The organism is Chitinophaga terrae (ex Kim and Jung 2007) (assembly GCF_900107795.1).
GTDB lineage: Bacteria > Bacteroidota > Bacteroidia > Chitinophagales > Chitinophagaceae > Chitinophaga > Chitinophaga terrae.
This window is the reverse complement of sequence record NZ_FNRL01000015.1, coordinates 46,295-64,824: the sequence shown is the minus strand read 5'-3', so window position 1 is coordinate 64,824 and position 18,530 is coordinate 46,295. Positions and strand designations below refer to the sequence as shown.

Genomic DNA, 18,530 nt, shown 5'->3' with positions numbered 1-18,530 from the left:
GGAATAGCCGTAACAGTTTATAATGACAATACAGTAGTGAAAACTACAACCTTATCCAGCCTGCTGACCCTCAGGTTGCTGGGCGGTAACAGGTTCGTAGCTACTGTACCAACAGGCGGTGTATACGATCGCGTAGAGATTAAACTCACCGGCGTAGCTAACCTGTTAACTTCCCTGAATATTTATGGCGTACGCGCAGTAAGTGCAAATCCAACTGTTGCGGCCAGCAGCCAAACAGTTTGTCAGAACCTTCCTGCAACCCTGAGCGCTACACCAGCCGCCGGAACTACTTTACAATGGTTTAAAGATTCTACAGGCGGTGTTGCATTAAGCAATCAGAATACATATGTAACCGATACCCTGAAAACAGCAGGTACAGTTAAATACTACCTCCAGGTGATTGGATCTAACAACTGTCCAAACCCTGAACGTATACCAGTAACTGTTACTGTAAATCCATTAGGTACGCCTGGTGATATCACAGTAGCCGATACTACTGCTTCTTGTGGAAGCGCTCCTGCAGTGCTGACTCCGGTAGCTAATGGTGTAACCAACCCGGTATTCACCTGGTATGCTAACGCAAATAAAACTACGAAGATCACTAATGGTGCAGTGATCGGCGGAGCTACATTCAATGTTGATACAACAACCGGTCGACTGACTATCACAGGTCTTACCACTGGTACACATACTTATTATGTAAGCGTATCCGGAACCAACAGGTGTGAAAACCCTGCAGGCAGCCTGAAAGCTGTGACTGTGAATGTATCCGGCGCTCCTGCTCCTCCAACTGTAGTTCAGAACTATAACATCAGTACAGGATTACCACTGACGCTGAACGCGGCGCCAGCTCCAGGTACTACTGTACTGTGGTACAGTGATACAACCCTGGCTCCGATAGGCAGAGGTAACACTATTACCCTGGCGCCTTTCGTAAGCCCGGGCGTGTATACCTACTTTGCCGGCGATAGCCTTCCTGGCGGTTGCGTGTCTTACAGACTGCCAATTACTATTACAGTAACCGGTCCGTCACCTATCAAATGTAACATGCCTAACAGCCAGTTAACTGGTACTACATTAGGTTGTGTGCTTTGTAGTGTAACCAATCCGGAAAACGATGTCGATTCTATCAACACCAACTTCACCAGGTTAAATATCCCTGTTGGCCTGTTAGGCGGTTCAGTATATCAACGACTGATCTTCCCTGCTGCAGGTGCGGCAAGCGACAGTCTCACATTTGACCTGGCATCCCCAGGCGGCCTGGCTGATGTAAGCGTTCTGGGTGGCGCATTGATCACTGTTTACAATGGTAACACTGTTGTAAGCACTCATCCTATTTCTCAATTACTGACACTCCGCTTACTGAGCGGTAACCGTTATACAGCAACTGTTCCTGCAGGTGGCGCTTACGACCGCGTGGAAGTGAAACTGACAGGTGTTGCTAACCTGCTTAATTCTCTTGATATCTATGGTGTAAGGGCAATTGCTCCGGATCCGGCTATCACAGCTACCAATGTCACTGTTTGCCAGGGCCAGCCTGCTGTATTAACAGCTACTCCTGCCGCTGGTACCAGTGTAAAATGGTATGCTGATTCTACCTCTACAGTTGTGTTGAGCTCTAACGCAACATATACAACTGATACCCTGAAAACTCCGGGCAACTTCCGCTATTATGTACAGGCAATAGGCGCTAACGGATGTCCAAACCCTGACAGGATCCCTGTTGTGGTAACCGTATATCCAACCAGCCAGCCAGGCAATATCAATATTGCTGATACTACTGTTGCTTGTTCAAGCGAACCTGCAGTGCTGACTCCAACAGCTACAGGCGTTACAGCACCGGTATTTAAATGGTATAAAGACAATAACAAAACAGCTCCGATCACCAACGGAATGGTTGAAAACGGGGTGACTTATGCAATAGACACTACCGGTAAGCTGACAATCACAGGTCTGGCTGCTGGCAACTACAAATACTTTGTAAGCGTATCCAGCGCCACACAGTGTGAAAACCCTGCCGGCGCCCTGAAAGCTGCAAATGTGAAAATTGCCGCTGCACCAGCTGCTCCTGTAGTTTCCGGTCAGATCACCATCCAGGTTAATACCCAGGGTGTTGTGAAAGCACAACCAGTTCCCGGCGCTACTATCGTTTGGTTTGCAGATGCGACCACCAACACCGTTCTGGCAACCGGCGACAGCCTGGTTGTAGGACCGTTCAGCACTCCTGGCCTGTATACTTACTATGCAGCAGCACGAGTAGCCGGCGCCTGCGACTCTAAACGTTCTCCGGTTCAGGTACAGGTAGTAGGACCATTCAACCCTGATCCTAACTGTAACTTCGCTAACGCACAATCTTCAGGTACAACCCTCGGATGTATCCTGTGTAGCGTAATGAATCCGACTAACGACGTCGACAGCGACCACTCTAACTTCACAAGGTTATCTGTTCCTGTTGGCGCATTGGGTGGATCAGCATATCAACGCCTGATATTTGCTAACCCAGGTTCAGCCAACGATAGCATCCAGCTGCAACTGGCTACCCCTGTTGGCCTGGCTGATGTAAGCCTGCTGGGTGGAACGCTGATCTCCCTGTATAACAATAATACCCTGGTTAAATCAGATACCTTGTCTAGGCTCCTGACTCTCCGCTTACTGAACGGTCAGCAGTTCACTGCAACTATTGCAGCTCCTGCGGCTTACGACAGAGTGGAAGTACGTCTGACAGGTGTGCTTAACCTCCTGAATGCAATTGATATCTATAGCGCTAGAGTACTGTATGCTAAACCAACAGTAAAAGCGACAATGGATACAGTTTGCATCAACAGCAAAGCGACGCTTTCTGTAACTCCTGCAGCAGGTACTTCTGTTCGCTGGTATGCAGATTCTACAAGCAACGTGGTATTAAGCACTCAGAATACTTATACAACCGACACACTGAAAACAGCAGGTAAGGTTACTTACTATGTAGCTGTGGTAGGTGGACCTAATAACTGTCCGAACCCGGATCGTATCCCTGTGAGCGTGTACGTAACGCCAGCTCCAAGTGTACCAGGCGCGCCGGTAGTTGTTCAGGTATGTCCTGGTTCCAGCGTAGACCTGCAGGTAGCTAATGCAGATCGCAGGTTCACATATAACTGGTATAACGTACCAACTGGCGGCAACAAACTGAATACTGACAGTGGTTATACCTTCAGGCTGACTGCAGTGAGCAGGGATACAGTGCTGTATGTTGCGGCAGTGAACAGCTGTGGTGCAATATCTGACAGACAACAGTTCACAGTACAAATGGCGCCATCTCTGAGTGCACCGGTAGTTACACCGAACCCGGATTCAGTGGCAATTGGTACTCAGGCTGTTCTGACAGCGACTTCTAATACAGCAAACGTAATATTCAAATGGTACGGTAGCCAGGCAGGTAATGACAGCCTGTTTACAGGTCCGGTTTATACTCCGACCAGCAACACCGCAGGTACAGTTACTTATTGGGTAGAAGCATCTCTGAACGGAGGTTCAACATGTAAATCTATCAGGGTTCCTGTAGTAGTGGTTTATGGTACTCGTCCAACATCCTCTGTGCCATGCGAAGGCGCATCTTCACAATCTGTTGGCAGCAGCGGATTATTAGTACTGGGAGGTGTTTATAACCAAGGTTTATCAGTAGATAACGATGCCAATACTGCCTCTTCCCTCGTAATTGATGCCGGATTGCTGAATGCACAGGTATGGCAACGTGCTAAGTTCGTAGGTGTATCTGCACCAGGCGACACAGTTAAGGTATTGCTCTCTAACCCAAGCCAGGTACTGTCTGCAGCCCTCCTGGGTGGCGTTCAGATCACATCTTACAACGGCAGCACACCAGGCGATTCAGTGAGCGTTAACAACCCGCTGGTGAAACTGGTAATACTGAGCAGCAAGAAACAGGCATTGATCGAGTTTGTACCAACCAAACCATTCGATGCGGTTGAAGTGAAACTGAAATCTGGCATCCTCGGTGCATTGACAACAATTGACTTCAACTATGCTCAACGTGCCCTCGTTGCACCGAAAGTACAGGCAGCAAATGTTACTGCTTGCGCCGGAGGTACAGCAACCCTGAACGTTCAGGATCCGGTAACCGGTATCACTTATCGCTGGTATAACAGCCAGGGAGTTTACCTGACAGGTAAAGACGGAAGCTCCTTCACTACCGGTAACCTGACTAAGGATACTGCCTTCTATGTGGAAGCATTCAGAAACAATTGTGCAAGCTCAAGCCGCACAAGAGTGGATGTTAAAGTAACAGCAGCTCCTGTAGCTCCGGCTGTACTGGCAACCAATGTAGAAGTATGTAGCGGCAGCGACGCTGTACTGGCAGTGGCCAACCCTGTAAGAGGCTACTCTTACGCCTGGTACAATGTAGCCAGCGGTGGTACTAAACTGAATACCGACAGCGGCTTCACTTACAAAGTGGTGAACGTTACAGCTAAAGCCACTTATTATGTTGAAGCGATCAACGACAGTTGTCATACTGTGTCTGCAACCAGAACTGCAGTTACTGTGAATACTGCAGCAGCACTGGCTCCGCCTACTGTAGATCCGTCAGTGGATACTATAGTAATAGGTCAGCAAGGCCTGTTCAGGGCATCAGCAGCAGTAGCAAATGCTGAATTCAACTGGTATGCAAGCGACACAAGCACTAATATATTGTTCACCGGATCAACATTCACAACTCCTAAAGCAACAGCATTGGGCAGAACTGTATACTATGTAGAAGCAGTATTGCCAGGCGGCGCAACATGTAAATCAGCCAGAGTGCCTGCCACAGTAGTTGTGATAAATGGCGATCCATCCATTGTACCTTGCGAAGGCGCAACCAGCGAGATCAATGGCAGAACCGGAATCACAATTGGCAGCGTAGTGAATCCTGAATTTGCAGTTGATGACAAGATCAGCACAGCCTCTTCACTGGTAATTAACCTTGGCGTAGGCAACGGATCTGTATACCAACGCGCAATGTTCAAGGGTATATCTACCGCCGGTGATACCGTTAAGGTAATGTTGTCTAACCCAGGTCAGATACTCTCTGCCGCAGTGCTGGCAAGCGTACAGCTGACTACTTATAATGGAAATACCGCCGGTGACTCAGTGCTGGTATCCAACCCACTGGTACACCTGGATCTCCTGAGCAACAGCCGCAGAGCGATACTCTCCTTCGTTCCAACCAAACCATTCGATGGAGTTGAAGTGAAACTGAGATCAGGTATCCTGGGCGCACTCACAGCGGTAGACTTTAACTACGCTCAACGCGCAATCGCACAGCCGAAAGTACAGGTTAACGGAAGCGCTACTATCTGTAAAGGCAAACAGGCGACACTCGCCGTAGTGAACCCTGCTGCAGGTATAGTGTACAGCTGGTACGACAGTAAAGGCGTTCACCTGGCAGACAGTGTTGCATACGTAACACCTGCTACCCTGGGTACCGGTACTTACAACTACTTCGTGACTGCAAGCAGGAACAATTGTACTTCAGCAGCTTCTGCTCAGGTAGCAGTAACTGTACTGGGTCTGCCTTCCGCTCCTGTTCCGGTAGCTAACGACGTAAAAACTTGTATCAATACACCAGTGACCCTGAGCGTTCAACCGGTGACCGGCGTACAATTCAACTGGTATGATGCAGCAACAGGCGGTGCGAAACTGGCATCTAACAGCAATACTTATACAACACCGGCTAATCTGCCTGCCGGAACCTATAACTTCTTCGTGGAAGCAGTGAATGCAAGCAACTGTGCAAACGACAGCGCTCGTACGAAGATTGTAGTGACCGTCGACAGTGCAGCAACAGCTGTGGATATCGTAGCCAATGACCAGGTTATCTGTAACGGTCAGAATGCGGTACTCACTCCGTCCAGCACCACAGTTCAGAACCCTGTATTTAAATGGTATGCAAATCCGGATAAGACAGGACCAATTACTGCCGGTGTGGATAGCAAGGGCGTACTGACCATCACTGGATTAACGCCTGGCGCCTACACTTACTACGTGAGCGTAAGCAACAACGGAAGATGTGAAAACCAGGCCGGTAACCTGAAAGCAGTGAAAGTAACTGTAAACAGCAACGCAGTGGCAGCAGATATCAATGTAGCTGATACAACTATCTGCCTGAATACTACCGTGAAACTGACAGCTACTTCAACAACAGTTACCAACCCTGTATTCAAGTGGTATAAAGATGCAACCCTGAGCACATTGCTGTTCACCGGTGCTACTTACACTACCGATCAACTGACTGCAACCACCTCTTACTACGTAACAGTAGAAGGCGCTAACAAATGCGCTAACAGCGCAGCCAATGCGAAAGTGGTAACAGTGAATGTTCGAGAAGTGAATACTCCGGTTATCGCTGCATCTTCTATCAGTATCTGTGCAGGCGACACTGCAACGCTTTCTATCCAGAATGCAGAAAACGGTGTAACCTATAAATGGTATAACACAGCAACTGGTGGTACTGCAATCTTCACCGGTCCGGTATATGTGGTAAGAGGCCTGACACAGTCAACAGACTTCTACGCTGAAGCATCCGTTGGCAGCTGCACAAGCGCAACACGTACCAAAGTGTCAATAGGCGTTGGCGTAGCTCCGAAACCAATAGTAGAATCAACAGATGTTACAGTTTGCCAGGGTGGTTCCGCAATCCTGAAAGTAACATCATCAACAACTAATATCACATACAAATGGTATACTACTGCAACCGGCGGAACTGCAGTATTTACAGGACCAATCTTTACAGCTGGTCCGATCACTACCAACACTGCATACTACGTAGAAGCAATTGGCGATACCTCTAAGTGCGGTAAACCATCTGAAAGAGTGAAAGTGAATGTAACAGCGGTACCGGTTCCTGCGGCTCCTGTTCTTGTGAGCAGCACTGTACAGGGTTGTGTGGGTCAAAGTGCTACACTGGCGATCAAGAGTCCGGTTCCCGGCACTACCTATCAATGGTACGACGCTCCAACCAACGGTACACTGGTATTTGAAGGCGAGGTGTTTAACATCGCATCCATAGACAGCACAGTTACTTACTATGTACAGGCTTCAGTGAATGGCAGCTGCCCAAGCGCAACCAGAACAAGCGCTACGATCAGAGCTAACAGCATCCCTGCTGTTCCTGAAATAGCCGCTTCTTCACTCACAGTTTGTCAGGGTGGCAGCGTAACGCTGAGTATTAAGAATCCGGTAGCCGGAGTTACTTATCGCTGGTACGATGCGCTGACAGGTGGCAAACTCCTGTTCACAGGAAGCAGCTTCACTACCGGTGCACTGGATAAAACAACTGATTTCTATGCAGAAGCCAGCAACGGAGCCTGCAGCAGCAATCAGAGAGCTAAGATTACCGTTGGTGTAGGTCAGGCGCCTACTCCGGTATTGGAATCCAACGCTCTGACAGTATGTACAGGCAGTACAGCAACATTAAGAGTTACTTCAGCAACCAACGGCGTAACTTATAAATGGTATACTCAGGCCAGCGGCGGAACCCCTGTATTTACAGGTCCGGTTTACACCACCGATAAGCTGACAACAAGCACCGACTACTATGTAGAAGCGGTTGGCGATGCAGGATCCTGTGGTAGTCCGTCAGCGAGGGTTAAAGCTTCCGTAACAGTGGTACCTGCCCCAGATGCGCCAGATGTTGTGGCTACAAGCCTGAAAACATGCGCAGGCACAGGAGTAACCGTAGCAGTTAAAACAGTTAAGCCAGGCATTACCTATCAATGGTATGATGCTCCGCAAGGTGGTTCATTGTTGTTCACCGGTGCTGTATACAGCGTACAGGTAGTAACAGCTAATACAACCTACTATGTACAGGCTAACCTGGGCAGCGGCTGCGCAAGCTCAACAAGAACTGCAGTGAATGTTTCAGTAGATCCTGCGCCTCCGGTTCCAACTGTGGCGTCAGACAACGAAACAACCTGCATCGGTGGAACAGTAACCTTCACCGTAACCAATCCGGGTGCTTCAACTACCTATCGTTGGTATGATGCTCCAAGCGGCGGCACATTGCTGGCAACAGGTACTGCATATACAACAGCTCCATTGGCTGCAACAACAACCATCTACCTGGAAGCGCTTAACAGCTTCGGTTGCAGCAGCGTACGCAAAGGATTGACCGCAACAGTGGTGAACGACATCAATGCGCCATTGGTTGATCCGATAACAGTATGCGCTGGTCAGTCTGGCGTCCTGCAGATCAAGAACAGAAGCAATAACGTGATCTACAGATGGTACACAGTTCCAACAGGAGGTACAGCTGTATTCACAGGTGCAGACTTTACAGTATCACCAACATCAACAGTAACATACTATGCAGAAGCAGCAACAAGCGGCGGATGTATCAGTGCAAGCAGAACACCTGTTAAAGTAACAGTGAATCCTTCACCTGCAGCTCCGGCTGTAGCGGATGCAAGTCCTGAAGTCTGCGCTGGTCAGTCTGTAGTGCTGAATGTACTGAATCCGGATGCTACGTTGACTTATAAATGGTATACAACTCCAACCGGCGGAACACCGGTAGCAACAGGTGCAATGTATCCGACAAATGCTATCAATACGAACCAGATGTTCTATGTGGAAGCAACCAATAACAATGCTTGTCCAAGCCCAACCCGTACAGCGGTTAGCGTTCTGGCCATCCCGGCTCCGGCTATCCCGACTGTCACCGGCAACACAAGTATCTGTCCAGGTTCTTCTGCAACGTTAACTGCGGCGTCAACAACCGCCGGTGTTAACTTCCGCTGGTACTCAGTAGCAAATGGAGGTACACCATTATTCACCGGTACTTCATACACTACCCAACCGCTGAATACAGCAACTACTTACTACGTAGAAGCCTTTACAGCCGGCGGATGTGTAAGTGCCACAAGGAAAGCGGTAGACGTAACAATGGCAGAACCGCTGCCTGCTCCAACCGTTACAGTTGACAATGCTACGGCAACAGCAGTAACCTTCCGTTGGAATGCAGTAACAGGTGCACAACGTTATGAAGTGTCTGTAGACAACGGCGTAACGTTCATACCTCCAAGCTCCGGAGCTAACGGCACTACTCATACTATCAGCAACCTGCAACCAAACCAGAGCGTGAGCATCCAGGTAAGGGCAATAGGCACGGTAGCTTGTGAAAACAGCGCCCTGGCATCTGCAAATGGTAAATCTACCAATCCTAACGGCAACAACATCTTCGTTCCGAACCTGTTCAGTCCAAACGGCGATGGTATGAACGACATCATGTATGTATACGGTACATCCATCGCACAGCTCGAGTTCAGGATCTACAACCAGTGGGGTCAGTTAGTCTTCACATCCAAAGATCAACGTCAGGGATGGGATGGTACAATGAGCGGCCAACGTCAGCCAGTCGGTGTATATGTGTATATCGTTAAGGCTACCATGCAGGATGGAACAGTTGTTACGAAGAAAGGTAACGTAACCCTGATGAGATAATAAGCACGATCAACAAAAACAAATATCAAATAACCGGGATGCCACCGCATCCCGGTTTATAAAGAACAAGTTAAAAATGTTCCTATGAAAAGGATTTTTATAGTTGCACTCATTTTGTGGAGCAGTTTGTTGCCCCGGATGGCTTTCGCCCAGGTGGACCCCCACTTCTCTCAGTATTATGCCTATCCACTGTGGCTCAACCCAGCGTTGACAGGCATAATCGACGGCGATTACCGTATAACCGGGGATTATCGTAATCAATGGGCCAATTATGGCAAACCCTTCTCAACTGCCGGGGTATCCATTGATGGAGCAACAGATAAAAATATCGGGGTCGGTTTAAATGTTATGAACATGTCTGCAGGTGATGCAGGCTATAACTTTTTTACTGCCCTGGCCAGCGTATCCTATACGGGTGTGAAGTTCGGCCGTGCCAAAACCAGCCAGCTGGTATTTGGTATCAACGCCGGTCTGATCAACCGCCGCCTGGATCCTGCAAAGTTCCAGACAGGTAATATGTGGACTCCCGTAGGAGGTTTCGACCCTTCTTTATACAATGGCGAAAACCTGAGTAAAACCAATTCAACACAGTTTGACGCCGGCGCAGGAACTGTGTTCTTCGACGGTAACCCCAATCATACCCTGAATCCTTTCGTTGGGTTTGCCGCACAACACCTTACTTCTCCAAGAGATCCGTTTGCAGCAGAAGGCAGCGACAGACGTTTGCCTGTTCGCTGGTTGGTTCATGGAGGTACCAAGATCAAAATCGGTGAAGGCAGAGTGAGTCTGACGCCTACCGCCCTATACATGCGCCAGGGAAATGCAGAAGAAACAGTGGCAGGTATCTACGCCTCATTAATTGTAAACCCGGAATTCGATTTCCTGCTCGGAGCTAATTTCAGGTTCAATGACGCAGTGATCCCATTCGCCGGTTTCCATTTCAAAAATTTTGTTCTCGGCCTGAGCTACGATGCTAATACCTCCGGTATGAAAAGCCTCGTAAATGGAAGCCAGGCTTTTGAAGTATCCCTCTCCTTCATCAGCAGGAGGAAGAGACTGTTGAATGAAGAATACTTTATTTGTCCAAGATTATAGTCTGCATGAAAAATATCTACAGAAAAAGAAATGGAACCCTCATGAAAAAAATAAAACACTGTTTACTGGTGGTTCTTATGGGAATGTTTAGTGCTGCTCAGGCACAGTATGTTTATGATTATAAACATACTGCCGACGTATACTACAATTCCCACGATTACTATTCTGCCGCCCAATATTATAATAAGGCGCTTGGAACATTCAAAATCAAACCAGAGCAGATACTCCCCTATACGCTTGCCGGCGCCCCGGCCCCTACTGGCAAACTAAAGGATTACCAGGATGTAGTTGCCCGGTTGGCAGAATCCTACCGTCGGTTTTACGACTACGGAAATGCTGAAACATGGTATGCTCAACTGGTGGGATTTAACAACCCCGCATATCCGCAGGCCCGCTTCTGGTATGCAACCTGCCTGAGATATAATGGGAAATACCAACAGGCGCTTGATGAATTCAAAAAATTCAAACAAAGTTATACCGGCACCGACGACCTGGTAGCAAGAACCTCCCTGGAAATAGCAACCTGCGAATTTGCATTGTCTGAAGAAACAAAGCTGCCACGTTATACGCTGGAAAAAACTGCCGGTAATGTAAACGAAGGAGGCGCCAATTACGCGCCAGTGGTCATAGATCCCGGAACCCTCATGTTCACTTCTTCCCGGCCGGATAATCCGCCACTTCCGAATCCTGCAACCAAGCAAAAGCCAAACGCCAAGCCTAATAAAAAAGGTACCCCTTATGTGAATAATCTTTTCACAGCAACAGGAAGCGAAAATACTTTCGACAATAGTAAAAAAATAAGCATACCAACCGCAAAAGGATTTGACCAGGGTGTTTCTACCCTGTCGCCAGACGGCAATACCATGTATTTAACCCGCTGGTTTATCAAAGATGGCGTCAAACAAACCTCCATCTGTATAAGCTTACTTCAAAACGGCGCATGGTCTGAACCCAAGCCGCTGGGCGAAAATGTAAACGTAGCCGGTTATAATTCGATGCAGCCTTTTATTACAACTGATGGAAAATACCTGCTCTTTGCCTCCAACAGGCCGGGAGGTATGGGAAAATATGACCTGTGGTATTGTATTATGACCAATGGCGTACCTGGCAGCGCACGTAACATGGGTACCGCCATCAATACAAAAGATGATGAACAGGCCCCATTCTACGACTCAGAAAAGAATGTACTGGTATTCAGCACCGATGGCCGCGTAGGCTACGGAGGACTCGACTTCTTCTCCAGTGAAGGCGATTTCGGCACCTGGAGCCAACCGGTGAATATGGGTAAACCGCTTAACTCGCCTAAAGACGATATCTACTATACAGCGCTGGATAAAGCACATCCGTTTGCGGCAGGGTTTATCAGCTCCGACAGGGAGTCGATCTGCTGCCTGGAAGTTTTCGGTATAAAACGTATTAAAAAAGTGATCAGCGGTCTGATCATTGATTGCGATACGCAACAACCGCTGCAGGGCGCAACTGTAACCCTACTGGACACTGTAAGAAGGAAAACCATCAGCAAAGTAACGCTGGGCCCTAACGGCAGGTATACTTTTGAAGCAGATCCCCAACGCTATTACAAGATCGTTGCAGAAAAAGATAACTATTTCACCAAAGCATTGTATGTCAGAACAGATACCCTCCTGAGAATAGATTCTCTGGATAATCCAACACTTTGTCTGAAACACTATGAAGTGGAAAAACCGATTGTTCTGAACAATATCTACTACGATTTCAACAAGGCAACACTTAGGGAAGAATCTAAGGTTGTATTGGATACAGTAGTAGATATCCTGAACGACAACCCTAAGCTCACTATCGAAATGAGTGCGCATACAGACAGTGTCGGATCTGTTAAATACAATGAGAAACTTTCACAGGCCCGTGCTCAGTCATGTGTTGATTACCTCATTAGCAGAGGTATTTCACCAACCCGACTGATTGCAAAAGGTTATGGCAAATCAAGGCCTATCGCACCAAACTCTCTGCCTAACGGAAAAGACAATCCTGAAGGCCGTCAGCTAAACCGTCGCACAGAGTTTAAGGTGTTGAAAAGACAAGTGGAAGTGAAAAACGAATATGATACTAATAGCAGTCAGTAATAAATGAACAGACTGCAATCCATATCCTGCGTTCTCCAAAAAGAGGCTGGTCGTCCTGACCAGCCTCACTTTTTTCACGCAAAGGGGTGCCCCTTTGCGTGAATATTTACCTTTGTTCCATACTTCAAAAACGCTCGCTATATGAAAATGTAAAATAGAACCGGTACTTCCGGTTTGTACCCCTCCCGTTCTATTTTTTTATTACTTCATTAAATTGATGACATGCCACGTACAAAAGCAGGCCAGACAGGCCTTGTAGCGTTATTTCGTTTATTCAAAACCGCGGTTACAGGTAGCGAGAAAGAATTTACCACAGGAAGCATTAACAGAGCCATATTTTTATTAGCAGTGCCGATGATCCTTGAGATGCTCATGGAATCGTTGTTTGCAGTAGTAGATATTTATTTTGTGAGCCACCTTGGCGTAGAAGCGGTTACCGCTGTTGGCCTCACCGAATCGATCCTGAATGTTGTATACACAGTGGCAATGGGCCTTGGAGTGGCCGCTACCGCTATTATCGCAAGAAGGATTGGTGAAAAAAATCAGAGAGAAGCAGCCAGGGCAGCCGTGCAATCATTATATATAGGCCTGGCTTTGGCCGGTGTTGTGACATTGACCGGGTTGTTCTTTTCAAAAGACCTTTTATTATTAATGGGAGCGTCGGAGCAGATAGTCGAATACGGCGACGTATATACGAAAACATTGCTGAACAGCAGTGTTGTTATCATCCTCCTGTTCTCGATTAATGGCATATTCAGGGGAGCCGGAGATGCGGCGCTGGCCATGAAGTCACTTTGGTTGGCTAATGGATTGAATATAGTTTTATGCCCCATATTAATAAATGGATGGGGAGTTATTCCGGCTTATGGTTTAAAAGGGGCTGCTATTGCCACTTTCATTGGCCGTGGCGCCGGGGTGGTTTTCCAGTTATATCATCTTACCAAAGGCCACGACCTGATCAGGATCACCAAAGAAGACCTGGCCCTGGCAGGCAAGGTGATAGTTTCCATTCTGCAGATGGCTGCGGGAGCTACAGGGCAGATGTTGATAGCTACCGCCAGCTGGATATTCATGGTGCGCATTATAGCGAATTTCGGTCCCGACGCCGTTGCCGGCTATACCATCGCTATCAGGGTGCTTATATTCACGTTGTTGCCGGCTTGGGGAATGGCAAATGCAGCGTCTGCACTGGTAGGCCAGAACCTGGGCGCAGGCCGGCCTGAGCGGGCGGAGGCATCGGGCTGGAAGACTGCTTTTTATAATATGATATTCCTGGGGATCATGGCTATCCTGTTTTGGATAGGCGCTCCGCTCATACTCAGTTGGTTTACTGATCAGGAGGTGGTGATCGCATACGGAGTGCAGTGCCTGCGCTATGTAAGTACCGGTTACCTGTTCTATGCCTATGGAATGGTGATGATCCAGTCTTTTAACGGGGCTGGCGATACGAAAACGCCCCTGTTAATCAACCTGGTTGTTTCCTGGCTTTGGCAGATGCCTTTGTCCTGGTTCCTGGCCGAAGTCTGTAAATTAGGACCCCAAGGCGTTTTTATAGGAATAGCCATATCCGAGTCCACATCTGCTTTGGTGGCTATTCTCCTTTTCCGGAGGGGAACCTGGAAGCAGGTGAAGATTTAACCTGCCGCTTACTATTTTATATTACCTTTGCGAGGTTTTGCATTAAACTTTAACTTAATTAAATCATATTAAATAGTATGTCACTCACTGTCGTTGGCACTATGGCATTCGACGAGATCGAAACGCCTTTTGGTAAATCAGGAAAAATCATTGGAGGATCAGCTACCTATATTGCCTGGGCGGCTTCTAATTTCGTTCAGCCAATTAACCAGGTTTCTGTGATAGGCGAAGATTTTCCTAAAGCCGAACTGGATGCCTTAACTGCAAAAGGAGTAGCATTAGACGGAGTGCAGGTAAAAAAAGGTGAAAAATCATTCTATTGGTCCGGCAAGTACCATATGGATATGAACACCCGGGATTCCCTGGCCACAGAACTTAACGTACTGGCTGATTTCAAGCCAGTCATCCCTGAGTCCTACCAGGGCAGCGAATTCCTGATCCTGGGCAACCTGACGCCCCAGGTACAAATGAGCGTACTGGATCAAATGAAGGAAAGACCTCGTTTGATCGTTATGGATACCATGAACTTCTGGATGGAAGTAGCGCTGGACGATCTGCTGAAAGTCCTGAAACGGGTGGATGTGCTGATGGTCAACGACGGGGAAGCCAGGCAACTGAGCGGTGAATATTCACTGGTAAAAGCTGCCCGCAAGATCCTGGAAATGGGTCCGAAATACCTGATCATTAAGAAAGGAGAACACGGAGCCTTGTTATTCTTCGAAAACCACGTATTCTTTGCTCCTGCTATGCCGCTGGACGAAGTATATGATCCGACCGGGGCTGGCGATACCTTCGCAGGCGGCTTTATCGGTCACCTGGCCAAAACGAAGGACATTTCTTTTGAGAACATGAAAACCGCCATCATCGTTGGTTCTGCAATGGCTTCTTTCTGTGTGGAGAAGTTTGGCACTGAACGGATCCGCGAAGTTAGCAAAGGCGAAATTGCTGCACGTATCGAGCAATTTGTTCAACTGGTCAACTTCGATATCGACCTGGTATAGGTTATATTCGATATACTTCATAGAAAAGGCTGTGTCTAAGGATCGACACAGCCTTTTTTGATGATGGGATCTGTTATTATTTATAAATGCTGTTCAGAATCGCCGCCAATCTTAACCCGCCTTTCAGCAGCTGCTGATTCAGGTCGTTAACGAAAACATAGTTGTAGCGGTAACTCAGTTTGGAATCAGGTTTTGTGCCTGCATACACTTTATCTGAAAGCAGATGCGATTCAAACATCCAGTCGGCAATACTGCCTTTCTGGATATCTTTAATAGCGGTTTTATCAGCAATATCCAGTGCTTTCACATACTCTGTATAACTTAATTGCTGAAAATCAATTAGTTGTTCGTCCCATACCCTGTGGAGGTTAGACGGAGTATTAAACCATGTTACATTGATCTTATTGCCGCCCATATCTTCGTCGCGGCCCACATGCAATGGCTGGTGCATATCTCCCAGCATATGGATCAGGAAAGTAAGGGAAAACACCTGCTGCTCTTTAGGCAGTGACCTGTTCTTCAGGTTATTGATCATGGCTTGTGTCTGGGAGTAAAGGTTCTCCCCTGTTGCTGCATTTAACAGCTGGTCGAAGGTTGCCCTGTCGATGTTTGCAGGAAAATCAAGGTAATGCCATTGATTGGTATGATCGTATTTGTGAGTGGTGTCTGATTTGATGAAATCAGGCCAGTTGGCTACCATGGCCATGCTTTGAGGCCCGAGAATATTAACGACCGCTTTTTTTGCTTTATGTGTTAAATGAAGCCATGCGATTTCGGCTACTATTCTGTGGCCATTAGGCCCCCAGGCGAAGGTGGCAACCGGGAATAAGAATGCGATCAACAACCCGGCAAAGATTTTCTTTCTCATAAGTTTTCAAAATATCTGGCAAAAGTAAAGGTTCTTTTTTAACACTTTATCTTAAGGAATCTTTAGTAAATTTGGTGTTCTGCACAACAAAGATTTCATTTATGTCATTTAATATACATGCTCCTTATGCTCCGGCTGGTGATCAGCCGGGAGCGATCAAACAATTAACTGAGGGGGTGTTGAATGGTGAACCGTTTCAAACATTGCTGGGGGTTACAGGATCTGGAAAAACCTTTACTGTAGCCAACGTAATACAGCAGGTCCAGAAACCAACTTTAGTGTTGACCCATAACAAAACCCTTGTAGCACAATTATATGGCGAGCTCAGGCAATTTTTCCCGGATAACGCAGTGGAATACTATGTTTCCTACTATGATTACTACCAGCCTGAGGCGTATATGCCGGTAAGCGATACCTATATAGAAAAAGACCTGGCCATTAATGAAGAATTGGATAAGCTCCGTTTGAAAGCTACTTCCAATCTCCTTTCCGGGCGCCGGGATATTATAGTGGTAGCCAGCGTGTCCTGTATTTATGGTATTGGTAACCCCGCGGAATATGAAAACGGGATTATAAGGATCCAGCGCGGGCAGACTATTGGCAGGAACTCTCTGTTGCATAGCCTTGTTAATTCTCTTTACAGCCGTACGACCGGCGATTTTAATAGGGGAAATTTCAGGGTGAAGGGAGATACGGTTGATATTAACCTCCCATATGTTGACTATGGTTACCGTATCACGTTCTTTGGTGATGAAATTGAAGAGATAGAAACAATAGATGTACAGAACAGCAAACGCATTACCGTAGTGGAGAATGCAGCTATTTTCCCTGCCAATATGTACCTGGCGCCAAAAGATATGATGCAACAGATCATTTATGAGATCCAGGACGAATTGAAAGCGCAGGTAGATTATTTTAAAGCGAATGGGAAACTGATCGAAGCGCAAAGGTTATCTGAAAGGGTGAACTATGACCTGGAGATGATCCGTGAATTGGGGTATTGCAGCGGAATTGAGAACTATTCCAGGTTCCTTGACCGCCGTAAGCCCGGCGCAAGACCATTCTGTTTGCTCGACTATTTCCCGAAAGATTTCTTACTGGTGATAGATGAGAGCCATGTGACTGTTCCGCAGATCGGCGCGATGTACGGAGGCGATAGGTCCCGTAAACTGAACCTGGTGGAATACGGCTTCCGTTTACCCTCGGCGCTGGATAACAGGCCGCTCAACTTCTATGAATTTGAAAGCCTGTTAAACCAGACCATTTTTGTAAGCGCTACACCGGGTGAGTATGAACTGAAGAAAACCGAGGGCGTGGTTGTAGAACAGGTGGTAAGGCCAACAGGCCTGCTGGAGCCGCCGATCGAAATAAGGCCGAGTGTGAACCAGGTAGATGACCTGCTGGACGAAATTGATAAACGCGTTCAGAAGGGCGACAGGGTGTTGGTAACCACGCTGACTAAGAGAATGGCGGAAGAAATGGATAAATACCTGAGCAGGATCAATATTAAGTCGAGATATATCCACTCGGAAGTAGATACCCTGGAGAGGATCGAGATACTCAGGGACCTGCGTTTAGGTAATATAGATGTATTGGTGGGAGTAAACCTGTTGAGGGAAGGACTGGACTTGCCGGAGGTTTCGCTGGTAGCTATCCTGGATGCAGATAAGGAAGGTTTCCTGAGGGATGAGCGTTCATTGACCCAGACGGCAGGCAGGGCGGCCCGGAATGTGGACGGCCTGGTTATATTCTATGCAGACAAGATTACGGAGAGTATGCAGAAGACCATAGATGAAACCAACAGGCGCAGGGAAAAGCAACTGGCATTTAATATAGCCAATAATATTACCCCGAGAACTGTCAGGAAAACGAAAGAGCAGATACTTGGGCAGACATCGGTATTGGAAATCAAGAACTTCGACGAGAATTCGCCAATGGCGATCCGGGATGAGGTACAGCTTGTAGCGGAGGATGCAATGAGTTATGCAAAGAATTCTTCTGCTGCCAAAACCATCCCGCAGATGGAGAAGTCTATTGCCAAGGTTAAAAAGGAAATGGAAAAGGCGGCGCGGGATCTGGATTTTATGGAGGCTGCCCGGTTAAGGGACCAGATGTTTGCTTTAGAGAGAGAATTGCTCGAAATGAAACAATAATTTCTCCAGGCTAAATAAAACATTATATGTAATTATTTATAATATCAATAGCACCTTGTTAAGGATAAATCATTTATTTTATTATTTGTAATATGTTATTCATCAAATACTTAGGCATCATTACGTCTTCCTGTAGTGATGCCTCTTTTGTTGAATTTTGAAAATTGTTAACCTTTTATTAAACCTTCTTTTATTATATTGA

Annotated in this window: 7 protein-coding genes; 6 read left to right on the top strand and 1 reads right to left on the bottom strand. The window is 47.2% G+C overall.

Features of this window, described 5'->3' with window-relative positions; genetic code table 11:
- Positions 1–36 precede the first annotated feature (36 nt).
- The 5 genes from BLV62_RS16640 (at position 37) to BLV62_RS16620 (ending at position 15,307) form a co-directional block, all read left to right on the top strand.
- Positions 37–9,471 (top strand): Ig-like domain-containing protein, encoded by a 9,435-nt coding sequence (locus BLV62_RS16640; RefSeq protein WP_139170216.1) that lies wholly within the window; start codon positions 37–39, stop codon positions 9,469–9,471.
- Between the two features lie 84 nt (positions 9,472–9,555).
- Positions 9,556–10,566 carry a PorP/SprF family type IX secretion system membrane protein gene (locus BLV62_RS16635; RefSeq protein ID WP_089763099.1) on the top strand — a complete coding sequence of 337 codons (1,011 nt, stop codon included), beginning with the start codon at positions 9,556–9,558 and terminating at the stop codon, positions 10,564–10,566.
- 41 nt (positions 10,567–10,607) lie between these two features.
- Positions 10,608–12,668, top strand: coding sequence for an OmpA family protein (locus BLV62_RS28120; RefSeq protein WP_168927885.1), 2,061 nt, complete (start codon positions 10,608–10,610; stop codon positions 12,666–12,668).
- Between the two features lie 222 nt (positions 12,669–12,890).
- Positions 12,891–14,306, top strand: a complete 1,416-nt coding sequence (locus tag BLV62_RS16625; protein WP_089763098.1) for an MATE family efflux transporter — start codon at positions 12,891–12,893, stop codon at positions 14,304–14,306.
- A gap of 77 nt (positions 14,307–14,383) precedes the next feature.
- Entirely contained in the window at positions 14,384–15,307 is a 924-nt protein-coding gene (locus BLV62_RS16620) for a PfkB family carbohydrate kinase (RefSeq protein WP_089763097.1), read from the top strand.
- Positions 15,308–15,383: 76 nt separating this feature from the next.
- On the opposite strand, the gene BLV62_RS16615 is transcribed toward BLV62_RS16620, so the two are convergent.
- Positions 15,384–16,175 carry a S1/P1 nuclease gene (locus BLV62_RS16615; RefSeq protein WP_089763096.1) on the bottom strand — a complete coding sequence of 264 codons (792 nt, stop codon included), beginning with the start codon at positions 16,173–16,175 and terminating at the stop codon, positions 15,384–15,386.
- Between the two features lie 101 nt (positions 16,176–16,276).
- Between BLV62_RS16615 and uvrB the strand changes: the two genes are divergently transcribed.
- Positions 16,277–18,328 carry an excinuclease ABC subunit UvrB gene (gene uvrB / locus BLV62_RS16610; protein ID WP_089763095.1) on the top strand — a complete coding sequence of 684 codons (2,052 nt, stop codon included), beginning with the start codon at positions 16,277–16,279 and terminating at the stop codon, positions 18,326–18,328.
- The last annotated feature ends 202 nt before the right edge of the window (positions 18,329–18,530 follow it).